General features: G+C 72.8%; 19 protein-coding genes. 8 read left to right on the forward strand and 11 right to left on the reverse strand.

What is annotated here, in order from left to right:
* The first annotated feature begins 73 nt into the window (after positions 1–73).
* From SGLAU_RS30260 to SGLAU_RS35020, 3 genes are read left to right on the forward strand one after another with little or no spacing between them, the layout of a single operon-like run.
* Entirely contained in the window at positions 74–2,914 is a 2,841-nt protein-coding gene (locus SGLAU_RS30260; protein ID WP_043505752.1) for a carbohydrate-binding protein, read from the forward strand.
* Between the two features lie 2 nt (positions 2,915–2,916).
* Positions 2,917–4,155 carry a ThuA domain-containing protein gene (locus tag SGLAU_RS30265; protein ID WP_052413963.1) on the forward strand — a complete coding sequence of 413 codons (1,239 nt, stop codon included), beginning with the start codon at positions 2,917–2,919 and terminating at the stop codon, positions 4,153–4,155.
* The gene (locus SGLAU_RS35020) at positions 4,149–4,691 is read left to right on the forward strand and encodes a hypothetical protein (RefSeq protein ID WP_107408982.1); all 543 of its coding nucleotides are present in this window, start codon (positions 4,149–4,151) and stop codon (positions 4,689–4,691) included. Before SGLAU_RS30265 ends, SGLAU_RS35020 begins: the two co-directional genes overlap by 7 nt.
* Here the strand turns inward: SGLAU_RS35020 and SGLAU_RS30270 are convergent.
* Both SGLAU_RS30270 and SGLAU_RS30275 read right to left on the reverse strand, forming a co-directional pair.
* A complete protein-coding gene (locus tag SGLAU_RS30270; RefSeq protein ID WP_052413964.1) occupies positions 4,669–6,345 on the reverse strand; it encodes a hypothetical protein in 1,677 nt (558 codons plus the stop codon). The two genes, SGLAU_RS35020 and SGLAU_RS30270, sit on opposite strands and share 23 nt — an antisense overlap.
* A 76-nt stretch (positions 6,346–6,421) precedes the next feature.
* Positions 6,422–7,090, reverse strand: a complete 669-nt coding sequence (locus tag SGLAU_RS30275) for a maltokinase N-terminal cap-like domain-containing protein (protein ID WP_043505754.1) — start codon at positions 7,088–7,090, stop codon at positions 6,422–6,424.
* Between the two features lie 319 nt (positions 7,091–7,409).
* Between SGLAU_RS30275 and SGLAU_RS30280 the strand changes: the two genes are divergently transcribed.
* The gene (locus tag SGLAU_RS30280) at positions 7,410–8,888 is read left to right on the forward strand and encodes an MFS transporter (RefSeq protein ID WP_043505755.1); all 1,479 of its coding nucleotides are present in this window, start codon (positions 7,410–7,412) and stop codon (positions 8,886–8,888) included.
* A gap of 41 nt (positions 8,889–8,929) precedes the next feature.
* On the opposite strand, the gene SGLAU_RS36785 is transcribed toward SGLAU_RS30280, so the two are convergent.
* From SGLAU_RS36785 to SGLAU_RS30315, 7 genes are all read right to left on the reverse strand, one after another.
* Positions 8,930–10,120, reverse strand: coding sequence for a bifunctional class I SAM-dependent methyltransferase/NUDIX hydrolase (locus SGLAU_RS36785; protein WP_043505756.1), 1,191 nt, complete (start codon positions 10,118–10,120; stop codon positions 8,930–8,932).
* A gap of 28 nt (positions 10,121–10,148) precedes the next feature.
* Positions 10,149–11,681, reverse strand: a complete 1,533-nt coding sequence (locus tag SGLAU_RS30290; protein ID WP_043505757.1) for a hypothetical protein — start codon at positions 11,679–11,681, stop codon at positions 10,149–10,151.
* A gap of 249 nt (positions 11,682–11,930) precedes the next feature.
* A complete protein-coding gene (locus SGLAU_RS30295; RefSeq protein ID WP_043505759.1) occupies positions 11,931–12,305 on the reverse strand; it encodes a hypothetical protein in 375 nt (124 codons plus the stop codon).
* Between the two features lie 189 nt (positions 12,306–12,494).
* Complete coding sequence (locus tag SGLAU_RS30300) at positions 12,495–12,698, reverse strand: cold-shock protein (protein ID WP_007383480.1); 204 nt, start codon at positions 12,696–12,698, stop codon at positions 12,495–12,497.
* Between the two features lie 227 nt (positions 12,699–12,925).
* Positions 12,926–13,264, reverse strand: a complete 339-nt coding sequence (locus SGLAU_RS30305) for a helix-turn-helix domain-containing protein (RefSeq protein WP_043505760.1) — start codon at positions 13,262–13,264, stop codon at positions 12,926–12,928.
* 187 nt (positions 13,265–13,451) lie between these two features.
* A complete protein-coding gene (locus SGLAU_RS30310) occupies positions 13,452–13,970 on the reverse strand; it encodes a GNAT family N-acetyltransferase (RefSeq protein WP_043505761.1) in 519 nt (172 codons plus the stop codon).
* A 146-nt stretch (positions 13,971–14,116) separates the two neighbouring features.
* The gene (locus tag SGLAU_RS30315; protein ID WP_043505762.1) at positions 14,117–14,998 is read right to left on the reverse strand and encodes a hypothetical protein; all 882 of its coding nucleotides are present in this window, start codon (positions 14,996–14,998) and stop codon (positions 14,117–14,119) included.
* Between the two features lie 214 nt (positions 14,999–15,212).
* On the opposite strand from SGLAU_RS30315, the gene SGLAU_RS30320 reads away from it, so the two are divergent.
* On the forward strand, positions 15,213–16,169 hold the full coding sequence (locus SGLAU_RS30320) for a helix-turn-helix transcriptional regulator (RefSeq protein WP_043505764.1): 957 nt from the start codon (positions 15,213–15,215) through the stop codon (positions 16,167–16,169).
* Between the two features lie 45 nt (positions 16,170–16,214).
* Here SGLAU_RS30320 and SGLAU_RS30325 read toward each other — a convergent pair whose 3' ends face one another.
* Positions 16,215–16,541 carry an ANTAR domain-containing protein gene (locus SGLAU_RS30325; protein WP_043505765.1) on the reverse strand — a complete coding sequence of 109 codons (327 nt, stop codon included), beginning with the start codon at positions 16,539–16,541 and terminating at the stop codon, positions 16,215–16,217.
* Between the two features lie 143 nt (positions 16,542–16,684).
* Positions 16,685–17,143, reverse strand: coding sequence for an ATP-binding protein (locus tag SGLAU_RS30330; protein ID WP_043505766.1), 459 nt, complete (start codon positions 17,141–17,143; stop codon positions 16,685–16,687).
* 789 nt (positions 17,144–17,932) lie between these two features.
* On the opposite strand from SGLAU_RS30330, the gene SGLAU_RS30335 reads away from it, so the two are divergent.
* The 3 genes from SGLAU_RS30335 to SGLAU_RS30345 all read left to right on the forward strand — a co-directional run bounded on the left by SGLAU_RS30335 (position 17,933) and on the right by SGLAU_RS30345 (position 21,253).
* Positions 17,933–19,159 (forward strand): PP2C family protein-serine/threonine phosphatase, encoded by a 1,227-nt coding sequence (locus tag SGLAU_RS30335; RefSeq protein ID WP_043505767.1) that lies wholly within the window; start codon positions 17,933–17,935, stop codon positions 19,157–19,159.
* Between the two features lie 103 nt (positions 19,160–19,262).
* Positions 19,263–20,807 (forward strand): sensor histidine kinase, encoded by a 1,545-nt coding sequence (locus tag SGLAU_RS30340; RefSeq protein WP_052414168.1) that lies wholly within the window; start codon positions 19,263–19,265, stop codon positions 20,805–20,807.
* Positions 20,804–21,253, forward strand: coding sequence for a response regulator (locus tag SGLAU_RS30345; RefSeq protein WP_043505769.1), 450 nt, complete (start codon positions 20,804–20,806; stop codon positions 21,251–21,253). The genes SGLAU_RS30340 and SGLAU_RS30345 overlap by 4 nt, the downstream gene beginning before the upstream one ends.
* The last annotated feature ends 60 nt before the right edge of the window (positions 21,254–21,313 follow it).

Genomic DNA, 21,313 nt, shown 5'->3' on the forward strand with positions numbered 1-21,313 from the left:
TGACGCACGCGGCAAGCGCGGCCGGCGCGCGCCTTGCCTGACATCCCCCCACGTCAGGAAGGAAAGCTCCGTCATGTCTCAGCGCCCTCGCGCAGGGCTCCGATGGCTCACCGCCCTCGCCCTGGCCCTGTCCGGATCCGCCGTGGCCCTGCCGCCGCCCGCGGCCGCCGCCCCGCGGGACATCCCGCCCGCCGACTACCAGCAGGTGCAACTCGCCACCGGAGCGGCCGAGTTGGGTGAACCCATGTCGCTCGCGGTACTCCCCGACCGTTCCGTCCTGCACACCGCACGCGACGGAACGGTCCGCCACACCGACGCCGCGGGCAACACCAAGGTGGCCGGCAGACTCGACGTCTACACCCACGACGAGGAAGGCCTCCAGGGCATCGCCGCCGACCCCGCCTTCAGCACGAACCGGTACGTCTACCTGTACTACTCGCCGAGACTCGGCACCCCGGCGGGCGACGCCCCGGTCACCGGGACCGCCGCCGACTTCGCCCCGTGGAAGGGGCACCTCAACCTGTCGCGGTTCACGCTCAGGGCCGACAACACCCTGGACCCGGCCAGTGAGAAGGTCGTCCTCGAAGTGCCCAACGACCGCGGCCAGTGCTGCCACGTCGGCGGGGACATCGACTTCGACGCGGCCGGCAACCTCTACCTGACCACCGGCGACGACACCAACCCGTTCGACTCCGCCGGATACGCCCCGATCGACGAACGCGCCGAGCGCAACCCGCAGTTCGACGCCCAGCGCAGCTCCGGCAACACCAACGACCTGCGCGGCAAGCTGCTGCGCGTCAAACCCACCGCCACCGGCGGCTACACCGTCCCGGCCGGCAACCTCTTCGCCCCCGGCACGCCGAACACCCGGCCCGAGATCTACGCGATGGGCTTCCGCAACCCGTTCCGCATGTCCGTCGACCGCGCCACCGGAATCGTCTACCTCGGGGACTACGGCCCGGACGCGGGCGGCACCGACGCGAACCGCGGCCCCGGCGGCCAGGTCGAGTTCGACCGGATCACCGGCCCCGGCAACTACGGCTGGCCCTACTGCACCGGCACCAACACGACCGCCGAGACGTACAACGAGTACACCTTCCCGAGCGGTCCCCCCGGCGCGAAGTACGACTGCGCCGGCGGCCCGGCGAACAACTCCTTCCGCAACACCGGCCGGCCGAAGCTGCCCCCGGCCAAGCCCAGCTGGATCAAGTACGGCCTCGACGGATCGCCCCCGGAGTTCGGCGGCGGCTCCGAATCCCCGATGGGCGGCGAGGTCTACCGCTACGACCCGGATCTCGACTCACCGGTGAAGTTCCCCCAGTCGCTGGACGGCCGGTTCCTCGCGGCCGAGTACGGACGCCAGTGGATCAAGGCGGTCGAGGTGAGGGCCGACGGCTCCTACAGCACGATCGAGGACTTCCCCTGGAACGGCACCCAGGTGATGGACACCGACTTCGGCCCGGACGGCGCCCTGTACGTCCTCGACTACGGCACCGGTACCAACAACCAGGCGCTCTACCGCATCGAGTACATCGCGGGCGGCAACCGCAGCCCGGTCGCCCGGGCCGCCGCCGACAGGACCTCCGGGGCGCTGCCGCTGACCGTGCGGTTCTCCGCCCAGGGCAGCGCCGACCCCGAGGGCAAGGCCCTGACGTACCACTGGGACTTCGGCGACGGCACGACCTCCGCCGAGGCCGCCCCCAGCCACACGTACACCGCGAAGGGCACCTACCGCCCCACCCTCACCGTCCGGGACCCCGAAGGACTGACCGGTACGGCCAGCCTGGTGATCACGGCCGGGAACACCGCCCCGGCCGTCACCCTCCTGACGCCCGCCGATGGCCGGCTGTTCTCCTTCGGCGACACCGTGCCCTTCCGGGTCCAGGTCACCGACCCCGAGGACGGCACCGTCGACTGCGCCAAGGTGAAGGTCACCTACCTCCTCGGCCACGACAGCCACACCCACGCCATCACGTCGGCGAACGGCTGCACCGGCACCATCACCGTCCCGCAGGACGGCGAACACGACAGCGCCGCCAACCTGTACGGCGTCCTCGACGCCGAGTACACCGACGCGGGCGGGCTGACCGGCCACTCGGTGCGCACCCTCCAGCCCCGCCACCGCCAGGCCGAGCACTTCACCGGCCAGTCCGGCATCCAGACCGCCGCGCACGCCGGCGCGGAGGGCGGCCGGACGGTCGGCTTCACCGACAACGGCGACTGGATCTCCTTCAAGCCCTACGCGCTCGCGGACGCCACCCGGTTCACCGCCCGCGTCTCCTCCGCCGGGGCCGGCGGCACCCTGGAGGTCCGCGTCGGCTCCCCGGCCGGCACCCTCCTCGGCACCGCCACCGTTCCCGTCACCGGCGGCTGGGACACCTTCACCGACGTCTCCTCCGGCCTCACCGCCGCCCCCGCCGGCACCACCGAGCTGTACCTCGTCTTCCGGGGACCGACCGGCCAGGGCAACCTCTACGACGTCGACTCCTTCACCTTCGCCACCGGCGGCAGCGGGGGCACCACCCACGAGGCGGAGTCGTTCAGCTCCGGCTCCGGCGTCCAGATCGCCGCGCACGCCCCGGCCAGCGGCGGCCGGACCCTCGGCTACATCGACAACGGCGACTGGGCCGGATACGCCGGTGTCTCCACCGCGGGCGCCTCCGCCTTCTCCGCCAAGGTGTCCTCGGCCGGCGCGGGCGGCACCCTCCAGATCCGCTCCGGCTCGGCGACCGGACCGCTCCTCGGTGCGGTCACCGTTCCCGTGACCGGCGGCTGGGAGACGTTCACCACCGTCGGCACCACCCTCTCCGGCACCGGGTCCGGACCCCTGTTCCTCACCTTCACCGGCGGCAGCGGCGCCCTCTTCGACGTCGACACCTTCACCCTCACCGCCGCTGCGCGAAAGGGGCGATGACCATGACCAGCCCGATCCGACGGGCCGCCCGCCGCGGCCTGACCGCCCTCGCCCTCACCCTGGGCTGCGCCCTGGCCGCACCCGCCGCCACGGCACGAGCCGGCCAGGACGCCGCACAGGCCGCCTTCGACGTCCTCGTGTACTCCCGCACGGCCGGATTCCGCCACGACTCCATCCCCGCCGGCCTCGACGCCCTGCGCGCCCTCGGCACCCAGGGCGACTTCACCGTGACGGCCACCGAGAACCCGGCCGTCTTCACCCCCGGGAACCTCGCCCCGTACGAAGCGGTGGTCTTCCTCAACACCACCGGCGACGTCCTCGACGACACCCAGCAGAGCGCCCTTGAGTCCTGGGTGGACGGCGGTGGCGGCTTCGTCGGCGTGCACGCGGCCGCCGACACCGAGTACGACTGGCCGTACTACGGCCGCCTCGTCGGCGCCTGGTTTAAGAGCCACCCCGCCGTCCAGCAGGCCACCGTCCGCACCGAGGACCGCACCCACCCGGCCACCGCGCACCTCGGCGCCACCTGGACGCGCACCGACGAGTGGTACGACTACCGCACCAACCCGCGCCCCGGCGTCCGGGTGCTCCAGACGCTCGACGAAAGCACCTACGCCGGCGGCCAGATGGGCGCCGACCACCCCATCACCTGGTGCCACACCCAGGGCAGGGGTCGCGCCTTCTACACCGGTCTCGGCCACACCGCCGAGTCCTACGGCGACCCGGCCTTCCGCACCCTGCTGCTCGGCGCCGTGCGCTACGCGGCCGGGCAGGCACCGGCCGACTGCTCCGCCCCGTCCGGCCCCGCCCCCGTGGAGGCCGAGTCGTTCAGCTCCGGCTCCGGCGTCCAGATCGCCGCGCACGCCCCGGCCAGCGGCGGCCGGACCCTCGGCTACATCGACAACGGCGACTGGGCCGCCTACTCCTCCGTGTCCACCACCGGCGCCCGGTCCTTCACCGCCCGGGTGTCCTCGGCCGGCGCGGGCGGCACCGTCGAGATCCGCTCCGGCTCGGCCGGCGGAACCCTCCTCGGCACGGTGCGCGTGCCGGTGACCGGAGGCTGGGAGTCCTTCACCACGGTCTCGGCCACCCTCACCGGTACGGCCTCGGGCCCCCTGGTCCTGCGGTTCACCGGCGGCAGCGGCGCCCTCTTCGACATCGACACCTTCACCCTGACCACCCAGCCGCCCGCGACCGCCCCCCTGAACCCGGACGTCCACCTGTTCTACTACCCGTGGTAGGGCAGCCCGGCGGTCAACGGCGGCTGGCGGCACTGGCAACAGGGCGGCCACACCCCGCCCTCGGCCCGTACGGCTCAGGGGACTTCACCACGACCGTCGCCCAGCACATGAAATGGGTCGCCCGGTCCGGCGCCGGCGTCGTCGTCACCAGCTGGTGGGGGAGGGGCAGTCACGAGGACCGGCTCGCGCGGGGCATCCTGGACGCCGCACAGCAGGAGGGCGTGAAGGTCGCCTGGCACCTGAGCCCTACACGGGCCGCACGGCCGCGTCCACCGTCGCCGACATCCGGTACCTCGACAGCGCCTACGGCTCTCATCCGGCCTTCTACCGCTCGGCCGCCCACGGCAACCGGGGGGGGAGACGGCCTACCTCGACCGCACCGCGTACTGGGCGGCCCGCTTCCGCGCGCCGATGGGGCGCTGACCCCCTCCGGCCGGGTCGCCGGCGGCGGCGCACCCGGCCGCCGATCCCCGGCAATCCGTCTCCCTGGAGGAACTCGCACCCTTCCTCGGGTCAGCCGGTCTTCTTCAGGGTGATCTTCCCGGCCTTCTTGGTGAACAGGGCACCGCCGGCGCTCATCGAGACCAGTACGGTGTACCGGCCCGCCGGGAGACCGGACACATCCACTCCGCCGGCCCCCGTGGTGAAGTACCCGGAGTCGTAGTTGCCGAGGTCGCCGGGGTGCTTGTGCGGCCGTACGGCATCCGGATTCCTCCGCACGCCCAGGGGGAAGGAGTGACACCCGTTCTTCCCCTGCAGTACCAGGTAGTAGAAGGCGTGCGCGTCCCGGTCGGCATTCCTTCCGGGCACGAAGAAGACGCCTTCCGCGTGGACCTTCCGGTCCCGCTCCTCGATTTTCTCGGCGGAGAAGGCCACGCCCTCCGAATCGAATCCGACGATGCTCCGCTTGACCAGCTTGAGGCCGCCCTTGCCGCCCCGGAAAAGCAGCTCGGAGTCGCCGCAGGCCTGACGGCGGTCCACCGCGTTCTGCGAGACGAGCCGGGTCCGCCGCTCGATTCCCTCGCTCTCGCTCGTGATGCAGACGGACACGTCGTAGGTGCCCTGGGGCAGCTCGGTGAAGGTCAGGTCTCCCCGGGAGGCGAATCCGCCCATCTCGTACTCGCAGAAGTACTCGTCGAAGTAGTCCCGGTAGAGCCTGATCTCCTTGGTGCTCTCCAGCGGGTACACCCAGGTCTCGCCGCCCTTCTCCAGGACGAGCCGCTTGCTCTCCTCCGCCGGCCCGTCGGGCGACTCGCCCGGCAGGAAGGCGTGCCCCTTCAGCTCCAGCACGCCGTCCGTGAAAACGGCGCGGCCGAGCGTGGCCAGGGCGGTGTCGCGCTGGCGCAGCCCGGCGAGGTACTCGGCGGCCTCCTCCGGGTCCGCGGAGTAGTTCCCGATCCGGACGTCGCCCCACCGCGGCGCGACGCCCTCCGTGAGGGAGTACACGATGCTCAGGATCGACGGCAGTGCCTGCCGGACCACCTCGTCGTGCCGGCGCACGGTGGGCGACTCCACGAAGAGGAAATTGAAGTTCTCGTATTCCCGGAGCGCCGGGAGATAGTGCTTGACTTCCTGCTCGTACTGGTAGTCGCCGGGCGAGGACACCACATAGATGTTCCGCTTGAGATCCGTGTCCTTGTCGAGGAGATCCTTCATGACGGAATCCAGGACGGCCACGTTCTCGTCGGGCTGCCCCTCGCCGAGAACGGCGTCCCCGAGCTGGCCGTGACCTTTCGAATAACTTCCCAGGAAGTACTGGGGGGTCGACGCCACGATGTTCTTGTAGTCGTACTTCAGGCCGTAGTAGAGCGCGGCACTGCCACCCTTGGAAGCGCCCAGCAGCGTCACCTCGTCCCGGGTGACCCGCAGCCGCCGCATGTACTCCTCGATCAGCGCCTGTATGGAGTCCGTGACGCTGAAGTCCATGTTCCGGGCCACATAGTAGGAGGCTCCGCCGTCGAAGTGGTCACGGATCCTGAGAATGTTGCACTTGACGCTCTCCAGCGCGTTGCCGAATCCGTACTTGCTGCCCACGGAGGAAAAGACCACCAGCAGATGCCGGCGGTCGCCCTGGGCCGGGCGGAACTGAAACTCCACCGGCCACTTTCCGTGCACCTCCACGCTTTCCTGGTAGGCCCGGTTCTTCTGTGTCGCGTAGTTGGGTGACAGCGGAGGCAGGGAATGCTTCATGACGGCATGCGGACTCTCTGGCCGGGTGTTCGGACGGTCGTGCTCCGGCGGAGTATACGGAGTGGTCATCTGATGGTCATCCAGAAGTCAGGACGGCGAACAGTCCCCGGGCACGTGAGCCGTCCGGCGCGTGCCACGCCCCGGCGACATGGCCCAGCGCCCCCTCGGGCGGGACGGGACGGCCGTCCGGGGCGGGCCGCAGGACCCGCTGGACCCGCAGGACCGTACCGGGCGCGATCAGCAGTTCGGTGCCGTCCCGGTCGTCGGTGACGGCGGCGGTTCCGGCCGCTGAGGTGCCCGTGGGGAGCGGCCCCTCACCGGTGCGGGAGCGGGTGACCTCCCGGTCGGGGGTGTCGCTGGCGTTCTGGTCCTGGGCCTGCGCCCGGCCGTCGATCAGCGCGAGCAACTGGGCCACCAGCACCGGGTCGTGGCAGCCGTCGTAGGCCCAGCGCCGCCCCAGCACCCCGTGCTCCATGGTGCCGACCAGGGCGTGGTCCGCCCCGTCGAGCGGCGCCCCCCGGTAGGTCAGCGGCACGAGGTAGCGGACCGGGCGGGCCCCGGAGGTGTCGGTGACCACCATGAACTCGATGCCTACCTCACCCTGCGGATCGTCCAGCCGGAAACCCCCCGCCTTGCCCAGCTGCGGGGCGCCGGCGCCGCCCTGGTACCACGGCCGGGAGGACAGCCAGGAGGTGAGCAGTTCCAGCTTGCCGGGCTTGAGGACGGTGTCGTGGATGACGGCCATGCGCGGTGTGTCTCCTCGTGGACAGAAGGGCGGAACGTCTGTGTGCCGAACGATGGACGCCCGGAGCCGGGAGATCAACTCCGTTCCGGGACGGCCCAGTCGGCGTCGCTACGCGCAGTGACGCACCGTCGACTCGGCGTGCGGGACCGGTCCCGTGATCGACTGGTGGGCCCCTCTGCCGGGGCGTAGGGTCGGGTCTGGCGGGAAACCAGCCACGATCCCCGCCGCACGGCGCGACTCCATGACCACCCCCGAGCCCCCTCGCCAGGAACGGGCCGCTCCGCGACACGAGGAGCGGAGCGCGGGCCGCGGCAACGGCATGGCACTGCTGGTCATCGCGTCCTGCCAGCTGATGGTGGTGCTCGACATCACCATCGTGAACATCGCCCTGCCGGACATCCAGCGCTCGCTCGGCTTCTCCACCACCAGCCTGTCCTGGGTGGTCAACGCGTACACCCTGACGTTCGGCGGACTGCTGCTGCTCGGCGGCCGGGTGGGCGACATCCTCGGCAGACGGCGCGTCTTCGTCTTCGGCGTTCTCCTCTTCGCCCTCGCCTCGTTGCTCGGCGGCCTCTCCCAGAACGACTGGCAACTCCTCGCGGCCCGCGCCCTGCAGGGCGTCGGCGGCGCCATCGCCTCCCCCACCTCCCTCGCCCTGATCAGCACGACCTTCGCCGAAGGGCCCGCGCGCAACCGGGCGTTCGGGGTGTTCGCCGCGGTCTCGGCGGGTGGCGGCGCGATCGGGCTGCTGGCGGGCGGGATGCTCGTCGAGTGGCTGGACTGGCGCTGGGTGCTGTTCGTCAACGTTCCCATCGGCCTGCTCATCGCGCTCGCCACGCCGCGCTGGATCCGCGAGTCCGAGCGTCACGCCGGGCACTTCGACCTGCTCGGCGCGCTCACTTCCACGGCCGGCATGGTGCTGCTGGTGTACGGCTTCATCCGGGCCGCGCAGGACGGCTGGCGGGACGCGCTCACCCTCGGCGCGTTCGGCGCGGCCGTCGTCATCCTGGTGACGTTCGTCCTGATCGAGCGGCGCTCCCCGCAGCCGATCACCCCCCTGCACATGTTCGCGGACCGCAACCGGGCGGGCACGTACGGCATGATGCTGAGCCTCGCCGCCGCGATCTTCGGCATGTTCTTCTTCCTCACGCTGTTCGTGCAGAACGTGCTGGACTTCAGCCCCCTGCAGGCCGGGCTGGCCTTCCTCCCGGTGAGTGCCGTCATCGCGGTCGGCGCGGGCCTCGCGTCCCAGCTCCTGCCGAGATACGGGCCCAAGCCGTTCATGGTCCTGGGCGCGCTGCTGGCCGCGGTGGGGCTCGCCTGGCTGACCCTGACCGACATCCACTCGACCTACGCGGGCAGCATCCTCGGCCCGATGCTCGTCTTCAGCCTCGGCATGGGCATGGAGTTCGTGTCCCTGACGCTGATGGCCCTGTCCGACGTGGCCGCCCATGAGACGGGCGCCGCGTCCGGCCTCCTCAACGCCACCCAGCAGGTGGGCGGCTCCCTCGGACTGTCCATCCTGGTCACGATGTTCGGTACGGCCAGCAACAACGAGGCGGAGCGGCAGATCCCCGCCTTCCTGGCCCAGGCGACCCCCGTGGAGCGACTGCGCTTCGAACGCACCGGGCAGCTCCCGCCGCCGTGGGCCGACGAGATCCTGACCTCGGGCGTCTCGGCGGCCTTCATCACCGCCGCGATCTTCACCGCGGCCGCCGCGGTGATCGCCCTCCTCGTCATCCAGGTGCGCCCCTCCGACCTGGAGCGGCTCCAGGGCGGGGGGATCCCGGGCGTCTGACGCACCGCCCGTCGTCCGGGAGCCCGCGCCGGGCGCCGCGCTCAGCGCCCCGGGGCGCCGTGGCCCGTACCGAACGGCGTGAAGTGCGCCGGGGCCCGGTCGACGGGCAGCTCCGGACGCCAGACGGTGAGGATCTGCGCGGAGCACACGAACAGCCCCTGGGGAAGCTCGTCCAGGCGGAACCAGGTCCACTCCCCGACGCTCTCGTCCGGCTGGTCGGCGGGCTCGCCCCGCCAGGCGTTGACGACGGCCCCGACGGTGACGCGCGGCACCTCACCCACCCGGTCGACGAGTGTCCCGAGGAGCGACACGTCGTGGCGGCTCGCCCGCAGTCCCGTCTCCTCCGCGAGCTCGCGCACGGCCGTCTCCTCGAAGCTCTCGCCGGGCTCCACGCTTCCCCCGGGCAGTTCCCAGGTCCCGCGGCGGTGGCGGCCCAGCAGCAGACCCCGCTCGCCGAAGACGACGGCCCCGACCCCCACGGCGGCGTGCGGGACCGGCGGCCGGAGCGTACGCGGCCGGCTGGACACCCGGGGCGATCCCGGGCGCGGCAGACGCCTCGCCGTCACGACCTGGACCACCACGGGGTCGTCGGGCTGCGGCGCGCGCAGCAGGTCCACCGACTCGACGGCGAAGCGGTGCTCGACGAGCAGGTCCTCCCACAGCCGCGGGGTGAGCACCCACATGTCGACCGGGATCGGTTCCTCGTCCCGCAGCCGGATGACCTGCCGGCGTGGCGCCAGGGTGCCGGACGGGCCGCGGCCCTCGCTGTCGGTGTGCAGCGCCGAGAAGACGAGGGGCGCGCCGTCGGCCAGGCCGTCCCGCAGCGCGGGCAGCAGGTGGTGCGGGTCGATGCAGGCGAAGGACCGTACCCCGTAGGCGGCCTCGTACGGCTCCGCGCGGCGCAGGTGGTCGGCGACGTCGGCGTGGACGAACCGCACACCGGGCTCGGAGCCGTGACCGGTCGTGGCGCGCCGGTGCTGCGTGGGGGACAGCTCGACCGCGTCCACGAGGGCGCCGTGGGCCCGGGCCAGGTGCACGGCGTGGTGGCCGGGTCCCGACCCGACGTCCAGCACACGCTTGCCCCGGAGGTCGCCGAGGAGCTCGGCACCGGGGCCGACACCGGGCCAGAACGTCCAGTCGAGGCGGTCGGGCACCGGGGGAGAGTACCCGTGGTCCAACTGGCGCCGGCCGTAGCGGATCCAGCTCTGCTCGTTGATCGGCTGCGCGGTCATGTGCGCATTCTCCCCGCCGCGGCTGCCGTCATGAGATCCCGCGGCGGGCCACCAGCCTCTCCATCACGGCCGGCGGCAGGGACGGGTTGGCGGCCGCGGCCTCGGCCACCCGCCACTCGTCGTCGCCGAGCAGATCCACGAGGAGGCGCGCCGGCAGGGCCGGGTGGCGGGCGGCCAGGGGCCTGGCCCGGGCGTCCGCCAGACAGGCCGAGAGGGCCGCCGCCGTCGCATGCCGGTGCCCGGCGATCTCCTTCAGCGCCTTCCTCACCGGCGGCCGGCGGCGTGCCAGGTCGTCCAGCAGCCCGGGGGAGGCATCCGGATTGGCGGCCACCCCGGCGACGACCTGGATGCCGTACCGGTCCACCATCCTGCGCAGCCGCGCCTCGGACAGGCCCGGGTGCGACGCGACGGACGTGACGACCTTCGCGTCGGGATCGGCGGCCAGCGCGTCACGGATCGCGGCGGGGAGGTCCCGGCGGGCCGCCGGCAGCATGCGTACCTCCGCGTCCGGTGAGGCGGCCAGCTCCACGACCTCCGCCGGGGAGGCGGTGGCGACGCGCGGCAGCGGCGCCGGACCGGTCCGGACGGTGCCGGCCAGGCGGACGAGGACGTCGAGCGGCACCCGCGGGTGGTGGGCGAGCGCCCGCCGCACGTCGGCGTCGCGGTCGGCGGCCAGGACGCGCATCAGGGTGTCGCCGAGCGCGGGATTCCCGGCGAGGGCGGCGCGCACTCCCGGAGCGGGATCGCCGGCCAGCCGCCGGGCGGCCCGCGGCGACAGGTCGGACCGGGCCGCGAGGCCGGCGCGCAGCGGGGCGGCGGGGTGGCCGGCGAAGCCCATGACCGCGTGGGCCGGCGTGGCGGGGTTCCGCACCGCCCTGCGCTGCGTCTCGTACAGGACCGACTGGTGCGAGCCGTCACAGGAGGCGCCCGGGTGGAGGTCCTGGACCGGCCGCGGGCGGCGAGGACCGTGGCCGGACGGCTGCTCCGCACCGTCGCACAGCAGGCACCGCCGGGCGGGGTCGAGCCCCTCCCCGGTGATCAGGGAGGCCAGTACGGCCGGCGGGGTCGCCTCGTTGGCCGCCACCGCGCACCGGACCTCCGCGTGGGGGTGCCGGGCGAGCCGGCCGGTGAGGTCCGCCGTCGTCCACAGCGCCAGTTCGGTGACGACGCGCAGGTCCGGGTCGGCGGCGAGGGTCCCCGCCACGTCGGCCGGGAGACCGGGGCAGGCGGCCAGCTCCTCCCGGTACGCGACGTCGGGATGCGACGCGAACAGCCGCGCCCACTCGGCCCGGCCGGCGCCCTCGTCGAGAAGGGCCAGCGCGGCCCGCGGCTGCTTGCGGGGGTCCACGTCGCAGGCCCGCAGCAGGCCCGAGCGGGCCAGCTTCACCGCGGCCTCCTCGCCGCGCGCGGCGAGCGCATGCACCTGTTCCCGGCTCAGGTCCGTACGGTCGGCGAGGTCGTCCGCCAGGTCGCGGTCCGCGAGGGTGATCAGCCGGTCGACCAGCTCGGCGGGCAGGGCGGGGTTGACGGCGAGTCCGCACAGCACGTGGGCAGCGTTCATGAACCCTCATCCTGTCCGGCCGCCGACGCGGCGGCCGCCGGCTTTCCACCGCCGCGACCGCCGGGCTGCCGAATCGTCACCGCCGCGACCGCCGGCGCCCCCGGCGCCTCGGGAACGGAGGCGGTGACGCCGAAGCCCGGCCGTGTCACCGCGTGCCGCGACCGGCCGGGGCACTGCCTGACGGCCCGCACCACCCCGGGCCCCGGTGGCGGTGCCCGGCCGGACCCGTCGGCGGTCCGGGGCGTGTGCTCACTGGTCGGAGTAGCGGATGTCGCCGATGGTCCAGGCGCTCACGTCCTGCAGCGCCACGCGGTACATGCCACCGGTGTCCGGGATGCCGACGCTGCCCTGGAGGATCCGGGCGAGGTGGAAGTGGAGGTGGGTGGGCCGGCCGGAGCGGGGCGGTGACTCGCCGCCGTCGGATGCGGAGAACACCTCCGCGAAGGGGTGCAGGTCCGCCGAGTCCCGCAGCACCTCGGCCACGCGCTGCTTCCACAGCGCTTCGGGGGCCAGCCGTCCGGTGATGACGGCTCCGTGGACCACGACGGTGAGGGACATCCGACTGCTGTGCTGAGACTCCACCGCCTCGGCGATGCCGAGAAGCAGATCGTCAGGGTGCGCCATGCCTGTGGAGCCTAGCGGAGCGAGGCCCGCCATGACTCCCGCGGACCGCCGACGTCTTGGACTTCCATGGACTCGCGGGCGGCGACGGGGCGGGGAGGGCGTCCGCCGACCGCTGGCGCGGGCACGCGAAAAGCCGGGGCCCGCACCCCAAGGGTGCGGGCCCCGGCCCACGTTCGGCTCGCGTCAGCGTCAGGCGGGAACGATGTTCTCGGCCTGCGGGCCCTTCTGGCCCTGCGTGACGTCGAAGGTCACCTTCTGGCCCTCCTGAAGCTCGCGGAAGCCGGAGGTGGCGATGTTCGAGTAGTGGGCGAACACGTCAGCGCCGCCGCCGTCCTGCTCGATGAAGCCGAAGCCCTTTTCCGCGTTGAACCACTTCACGGTGCCAGATGCCATATTGAATCTCCCTAGGGGGCAGTGCCGGAATCCGCCCTTTGCGCATTCCGAGTCGCCGCGATGATCACCCCTCCGGAAAGATTGGAAGGATCCGGAAAAGCTCCGTACAGAAAACAAGTCTCTGGTAACCAAAACTGCAACTGCCATCACGCTAACACAGCTCGCCGGGAAATCACATGCGGAAATTGTCCTGGGGCGCCCGGCGAACAAAGCCTGCAACGGCGGCATCAGATATCCGTGCCGCCGTCCGCCAGTTTCCGTCGCATGTGCTCGTTCTCGAGGAGGGTGTCCTCGAGCCGGTCCTCGAGCGTGATGATCCGGCAGGCGGCCTCGATCGGGGTCCCCTGGTCGACGAGTTCACGGGCGCGTGCCGCGATGCGCAGCTGGCGGCGGGAGTAGCGGCGGTGGCCGCCCTCCGACCGCACCGGCCTGATCAGCCCGGACTCGCCGACGGCGCGCAGGAAGGCGGGGGTCGTGCCGAGGATGTCGGCGGCTCGCCCCATGGTGTAGGCCGGGTAGTCGTCATCGTCGAGGTTGCCGGAAAAAGGGGAGTTCTCGGCGGGCATGGCACCTTTGTTTCGCGGACGCGGCGGGGAGCCCGGGCGCTCGGGCGCCGTGCTCCGATGGCTGAACGCCATCCGCCTGGTACACCGCAACCCTAGCGCTCCCTGAACCGGATATGTGCTCCGGCGGACGCAGATTCCCGGCCGTCCCGCGCGAAGGGCCCCGCGCACCCGGCCGGGGAACCCGCCGCTACGGCACGAGCACGAGCCGGAAGCGGGTGTAGTCCTCGAAGTCGGCGACCGGTTCGAAGCCCAGGCGCCGGAGCAGCGCCACGCTCCTGTCGTTGCCGTGTGTGACGCCGGCGAAGACCTCGGTGGCCCCCAGGGCGCGTGCCGCGTGACCGTAGAGGGCCGAGCACGCGGCGGAGGCGTACCCCGAGCCGACGTGGGACTCGTCCAGCCAGTAGCCCGTGCCGTAGCGCGGCGGATCGACGGCGACCAGATCGATCCGGCCGATCAGCGCGCCGTTCAGCAGGATCCCGCAGCGCAGCCCCGGCCCCGGGTCCTCGGCGAGGTGTGCGCGCACCCACGCCGGGGTGGCCTCGCGTTCCGCCCGGAAGTCACCCAGCCGGCTCAGGTGCAGGCGGTTGCGGTCGAGCAGCGCGTAGTACGCGTCGGCGTCCTCCGCGGTCAGGGCGCGCAGCACCAGGCCCGTGACCCGGGTCGGGAGCTCCGGCGGGCGGCCCTGGGGTGTCGGCGACGTGTCCACGGCCGCGAATCTACCGCCGGGCCGGCCCGCGGGCGGCGGCGGGCGGCCGGGAGCGAGCGCGGCCCGCCCCCGGACGGACGGCGTCCCGCGCGCCGCTCACCGTGCTCCGCGCGGCCCGGCGGCGGGCCGGGTCACGCGGGTCCCGCTCAGGTCCGGGTGCCACCCCGCTCGGCGGCGCGGGCGGTCATGTCCGTCACCTGGCCGGCCGGCGGGGCGTCCGCCTCCAGCTCGGTGCCGAAGTCGCTGAACTCCAGCACGGTGCGCACCGTCACCTTCCGCGGCTCGCTCGCGGTCTTCGCGCCGGTGCCGGTCCCCGTGGCGGCCGGGGCCTGCACGGTCATGTCCACCTGCTGGCGGCGGATGCGGCCCTCGTCGTCGAGCCAGATGTCCATGGGGAGGGCCGGGCCGAGCTGCTTGCTCAGCCGCGCGCCGTCGGGCAGCTCGGCCACGTCGACCGTCACGCGGTAGCGGGTGGTGCTGACGCCGCCGACCTCGGCCGGTCCCTTGTTCGTGACGTCCTTGTCGTCGATCGCCTTGGCGAGCGCCGCGGAGCGGGCCGGGTCGTTCACGGACTGGCCGCCGGCCCCCTGCCGGGCGGCGACCTTCTCCAGGTCGATCTTGATCCACGGCTTGCCGCCGGGCGCCTGGCCGGCCGGGGGCTTCTGGTACAGCACCTGGTCGATGAGGCGCTGCTCCATCCGCTGCCCCTGCGCGGTGACCGTCATGACACTGTCCCCGTCGTCCAGGTCGACGACGCCCTCGCCGTTCGCGGTCACGGCGGCGCCCCCGCCGGAGGTCCGCACCTTCAGCGCCACTCGCGCGGTGTCCTCCTCGGCGGTCCTGTCGTAGGCGGAGCGCACCGCCTGGGTGCCCGGTTCCCGCGCGCCGGGACTCCCGGGGGTGGAGGACCCCTTCGCGGGTCCGGCCGTGTCGCCGCCGTCGCTGCCGCAGCCGACGAGCACTGTGCCGGCGAGGATCCCGGCGACGGATAAGGCCCCGATCCTGCCGCCGCTGACTGACCTGGCCATCGAGAGGCTCCTTCCAGCTTGCATCGGTTCGTGTCCGATGCCCCAAGTGCCCCGCCATGAGGGGGACATGCGCGCGCCGACGGCCGGCCGCCCCCGTCCGGGCCGGGGTGCCGGCCCCCGCCGTCGCGATCGGCTCGGGGCAGCCGGGTGCGGAGGTGGGGGTAACGTCGTACGCCAGTGGCACTTTTCCGATGCTTGCCGGGGTGATGACGTGATGGGCTCGCTGGTGTTCGACAGCGACGACCTGCGAGCGACGGAGGCGTTCCTCTGCGAGGCGTACGCCCGCATGACGATCAGCAGCGGCACCCCCGACAGCAGTCCGGCCCGCATCCGGCGGGACACCATCCCGTCGGTCAGCATCGACGAGCTGGAACTCGGCTTCGACATGAGCTACGCCGTGGAGCCGCTGGGGCGGATATGCCTGTGCCTGGTCCACGAGGGAACGCTCGAGGACCACACGTACCAGGGGGTGCGGGACGACTTCGGTCCCGGGGACATGGTGCTGCTCGCCCCGCCCGACCTGCCGTACGCGGGGCGGGTGCGCACCGCCCGTTACAACATCACCATGCTGGATCCCGCGCTGCTGGACCAGGTCGCCGCCTCCGGGCCCGAGCCGGCCCGGGGGCCCGTGCGGCTCACCGGGCACCGGCCGCACTCGCAGGCCGCGGGCCGCCGGCTGGCGAACACCATCACCTACCTGCGCGACCACGTCCTCGGCGATCCCGCCACCGCCGGTCAGCCGCTGATCGCCGCGGCCGGCGGCCAGCTGCTCGCCGCGAGCGTCCTGGCCGCCTTCCCGAACACGGCGCAGACCGAGCCGACCGCGCAGGACCGCACCGACGCCCACCCGGCGACCCTCAGGCGGGCCGTCGCCCACATCGAGGACCACGCCGACCAGCCGCTCACCGTGGCCGACATCGCGGCCGCCGCGCACGTCACCGTCCGCGCCCTGCAGTACGCCTTCCGCCGGCACCTCGACACCACACCGCTCGCCTACCTGCGCCGCGTACGTCTGGCGCACGCCCACCGGGAGCTGCGCGAGGCACCTCCGATGGGCGGGCTCACCGTCGCGGACGTCGCCGCGCGCTGGGGCTTCCCGCACGCCGGCCGTTTCGCCGCCCTCTACCGGGAGGCCTACGGCACCAGCCCGTCCGACACCCTTCGCGGCTGAGCCCTTCCCTCCGACCCGCACCGGAGGGGGCCCGTGCCGCGGAGTTCAGCGCGCGTCCACGGACCCGGACGGCACGGGCGAGTGCCGGTGCCGCTCCACCGAGGAGTCCAGGGCCTGCCGGATCTCCGGCGGCAGCCACTCGCACCGGGGCCACTGGACGATGTGTTCCGCCACTTCCCGCAACTTCGTGTTCGTGTGCTGGGACACCTCCTTGAGCACGTCCCAGGCCGTTCCGGGGAGCACACCGGCGTAGGCGATCACCACACCGATGGCCTGGTCCACCACGGCATGGGAGACGACAGCGTGCTTGAGCTGCTCCACTTCCTGCTGGAGAGCGATGATCCTGTGCACGGAGTCCTCTTGCTGGCGCATGGTGGGCCCGCTCCTCGCGAGTCGGCCTGTCGTTCACCGCGCTCGTGCCCCGGTCAGGGAGCGACAGCAGCCGCCGGAGCGAAGACTTCGTGGCGTGGCAGTCCGGAAAACGAAACGGAGGCCCGTCGACCGCTTCGCGGTGGTCAGCCGTGGCCGGCGTCGTCCAGGGACACCGTGGCGCTGACGTCCTTCCCGGTGGCTCGCGGGGTCGCGTGGAAGCGGACGCTCAGTGAGCGCACCAGGTGCAGCCCGTGGCCGCCGATCCGGCCGGGGTCGCGGGGCTGCACCTCGGGCAGGCGGGGGGACGAGTCCCGCACGGTTATCCGCAGCGACCGGCCGTCCGGGCTGACGTTCAGCGTGAGGGAGCAGGGGCCCGGGGCGTGACGCACGGCGTTCGTGACGAGTTCGCTGACGATGAGGCAGGCGTCCTCGGTGACCCGCCGTCGCGGAGGCCGGCCGGCCTGCCGCAGCAGGTCGGTGACGGCGCGGCGCGCCTCGGCGATGTCCGGGACGGTGCGCTCCCAGGTACAGGTCAGGGCCAGGGGCCGGCGGGCGCCCGGTGTCCGGACGTTCCTCGCCTGCTGCTTGAGCGAGTTCTCCATGCAGAGTTCCTCGTGTGCGGGTGGTGGTTCTCTGTCGTGCGCGGGTGGCTGTGCCGTCCTTTCCGCATACCCCGAGTGCCGCGACCCAGGGGTGCGACCCTGGAAACGCCTCCCTCCGGTTGTCGGGCGTTCGTGGACGGCGCCCCGCCCGGGGGAGGTGCCCGACGCCCGGCCGGCGAACATGTTGACGAACGAGAGTTCGATGACGATCCGGGTGGCATGGGGCCGAGAGTTCCGGGTAGGCGCCGACAGAATTGCCGGACTCACGGGATGGGCGGACGATGACGACGTCGGTGACGACTGACAGGCCAGCCATGACGCTGCCGGACGCGCGGGGCCTCGTCCCGGCGGTTCCGCACGGCGCCCCGGCCGTCGACGCCGGGCCGCCCCGTACCGGCCGCTTCCCCTCCTCGCCGGAGGCGCCCATAGGGCAGAGCGGGAACCGGAGGCGGGACCCGTACGCACGGTGAACGCCCCCACGCGGGAGGGCGGTCCGCTCGCCCGGCGGGGCCGAGCCCGTCGGCCGGCACTCCGCCGGGCCGGGCCGTGCCCCGGGCGCGGGACGTCGCGGCCGGGCAGGACGGGCCCGCTGACCTCCCGCCGCCGCACCCGCCCCGGAACCGCGGCCCCCTGGCCCGGGCCGGGGGCCGGTGATCGCGCCGCGGGCGCCCCGGCCAGAATGTGGGGGACTGGTGAAGATCGAATCGCCGCTCCGCGTATGCTCGACCGCCGTCGGGTGGGAACAGCCCTGCGGCAGGCGGCGGGTACGGGGCGGGGAAGGTCGGGACGATGGTGACGTCACAGGCTGGGGCTGCCGACTTGGTGCGAGCGGCCCAGGCGGATGCCGAGGCAGGATGGGAACGGCCGGAGCCGTCGGTCCTCCTCGTGGAGGACGACCCCGGCGACGCGCTGCTCGTCGAGGAACTGGTCGCCGACAGCGCCCTCAAGATGCGCCTGCGCTGGGTCCGCTCGCTGACCGAGGCCGCCGAGGTGCTCGCCACCGAGGTGCCCGACTGCGTCCTCCTCGACCTGCACCTGTCGGACGCCCGGGGCCTGGAGGCGGTCTCCCTGCTCCAGGCGCACGCCGAGCACGTGGCGGTCGTGGTCCTCACCGGGCTCGCCGAGGAGGACACCGGACTCGCCGCGGTCGCGGCCGGCGCACAGGACTACCTCGTCAAGGGCCGGGTCGAACCCGAGCTGTTCGGACGGGCCGTGCGGTACGCGATCCAGCGCAAGCAGGCCGAGCAGGCGGCGGTGGCCCTCCAGGCCAGCCAGATGCAGGCCCGGGAGAACGCCCGACTGGAACGCGGGCTGCTGCCGCGTCCGCTGCTGCACACCGAGGACGGCGTCCGGGTCGTGGCCCGCTACCGGCCCGGACGGGCGCAGGCACTGCTGGGCGGTGACTTCTACGACATCGTGCAGAGCGCCGACGGCACGGTCCACGCCCTGGTCGGTGACGTCTCCGGGCACGGGCCGGACGAGGCGGCCCTGGGCGTGGCCCTGCGCATCGCCTGGCGGACCCTGGTGCTGAGCGGGATCACCGGCCCGGAGCAGATGAGCCGGCTGGAGGAGCTGCTGGTGGCCGAGCGGGCCCGCGACGAGGTCTTCGCCACCCTCGTCAGCCTGGCCGCCGTCCCCGGGGAACAGCGCGCCCGCGTGGTACGGGCGGGTCACCACGGTCTCCTCCGGCGCACCCGCGGAGACGTGGAGTGGATCGAGGTGCCCGGCGGACCGGCGCTGGGGATGCTCCCCGGCGGCGCCCGCTGGCCGACCGCCGAACTGCCGGTGCCGTCGGGGGACTCGGTGGTCCTCTTCACCGACGGGCTCTTCGAGGGGCACGTCGGCAGGGGACCGCAGCGCCTCGGCGAGGAGGGCCTGCTGGAACTCGCGCGCAAGGCGGCCGGCCTGCCGCCGGAGGACTTCGTGGACCGGCTGATCGCCCGGGCCGAGGAACTCGCCGAGGAGCGGGGCGGTCTGGCCGACGACGTGGCCGTTGTCCATCTGAGCTGGAACTGAACGAGTGGGACGAGTGGTGTCTGAGAGAGCGGTGAACACGGTCGGCGTGTGGAGCGGGCGCCGGCTGACGGTACAGGGCTGGTTCTACCTGGTGCTGACGCTCATGACGTTGCTCGTCGTGATCGGCACCGTGATCGGCATCAACCTGCAGCGGCAGACCGTGAACATGACGGACCGCCTGCTCCAGCGGATCCAGCCGGCCCAGACCGAGGCGTACCGGCTCCAGGCCGCACTCGTCGACCAGGAGAGCGGCATCCGCGGCTACACGATCACCGCCGACCCCCGGTTCCTCACCCCCTACACCGAGGGCCGGAGGGACGAGAGGAACGCCGCCGCCCGGCTGCGCGACCTGATCGGTGACCGGCCCGGCCTGCTCGCCGACCTGCGCGCGGTCGAGAAGCAGGCGGCCGACTGGCGGCGCGTCTACGCCGAACCCGCCGCCGCCTCGGCCGGCACCGGCGAGCCGGCGGCGGTCGACCGGCGGACCGCCGAACGGGGCAAGAAGGCGTTCGACCTGGTGCGCGACCGGCTGGCCGAGCAGAGCGCCCGCCTGGACCAGGCGGCCCGGGACGGCCGCGACCGCGTGGCCCACGAGCGGATGGTGCGCGATTCGGTGCTGGCCGGCATGGTGCTGGTCTTCCTGCTGACCGGTGTGGCCCTCGCCGTCCTGGTGCGGCTGCTGGTGACCCGCCCCCTGGAGGCGCTGCGCGGGGCGTCGAAGCGCGTGGCGGGCGGGGAGTTCTCGTACGTCATCACCGGGGAGGGCCCGGTCGACGTGACCGCGCTGGCACGCGACGTGGAGGGCATGCGCCGGCGGATTGTGGCCGAGCTCGACGCCTCACAGGACCAGCAGGAGACATTGTCCCGGCAGGCCGCCGACCTGAACGCCCAGGCCGTGGAGCTGCGCCGGTCCAACGTCGAACTGGAGCAGTTCGCCTACGTCGCCTCCCACGACCTCCAGGAGCCGCTGCGCAAGGTGGCGTCCTTCTGCCAGCTGCTGGAGAAGCGCTACGGGGACGAGCTCGACGAACGCGGCCGTCAGTACATCGACTTCGCCGTCGACGGTGCCAAGCGGATGCAGGTGCTCATCAACGACCTGCTGACCTTCTCCCGCGTGGGACGTCTCAACGACGCACGGATCGAGGTCGGTCTGGACGGGGCGCTGGACAAGGCCCTCGCCAACCTGGGAACCGCCGTCGAGGAGTCCGGTGCCCGGGTCGACCGTCCGCAGAGCATGCCCGAGGTGGTCGGCGACCCGACCCTGCTGACCATGCTCTGGCAGAACCTGGTGGGCAACGCCCTGAAGTTCCGCCGCCCGGAGGCCGCCCCGCACGTGACCATCACCTGCGAGCCCGACCCGCACGAGCCGGGCCACATCGGCCTGAGCGTCACGGACAACGGCATCGGCATCCCCGCGGAGTTCGCCGAGAAGGTCTTCGTCATCTTCCAGCGGCTGCACAGCCGGGACGCCTACGGTGGCACGGGCATCGGTCTGGCCCTGTGCAAGAAGATCGTCGAACACCATGGTGGCAGAATCTGGATCGACACCGCCTACACCGACGGCACCCGTTTCCGCTTCACTCTGCCGGTCATCGCCGACACCCCGGAACGGGCCGGCACGCACACCGAGGAAAAGGCCCTGACATGACCACCCCCGCCGCCACCCCCGTCGACGTCCTCCTCGTCGAGGACGACCCGGGCGACGAGCTGATGACCCGTGAGGCGTTCGAGGACAACAAGATCGGCAACACGCTGCACGTCGTCAGGGACGGCGAGGAGGCCCTGGACTTCCTCTACCGGCGCGGCGACCACACCGAGGCACCGAGGCCCGATCTCATCCTGCTCGACCTGAACCTGCCGAAGTACGACGGCCGTCAGGTCCTGGAGCGGATCAAGTCCGACCCGGACCTCGCGCACATCCCCGTGGTCGTCCTCACCACCTCCGCGGCCGAGGAGGACATCCTGCGCAGCTACAAGCTGCACGCCAACGCCTATGTCACCAAGCCGGTGGACCTGGACCAGTTCATCGCCGCGGTCCGCCAGATCGACGACTTCTTCGTCCAGGTCGTCCGTCTGCCCGGCCGCATCGGCTGAGACGGGTGTTCGCGGAACGGGAGGTGGCACCCGTTCCGCGAACCGCCGCCCGCCGCCCGG

The sequence above is a fragment of the Streptomyces glaucescens genome (genome assembly GCF_000761215.1).
In the GTDB taxonomy this organism is placed as follows: domain Bacteria; phylum Actinomycetota; class Actinomycetes; order Streptomycetales; family Streptomycetaceae; genus Streptomyces; species Streptomyces glaucescens_B.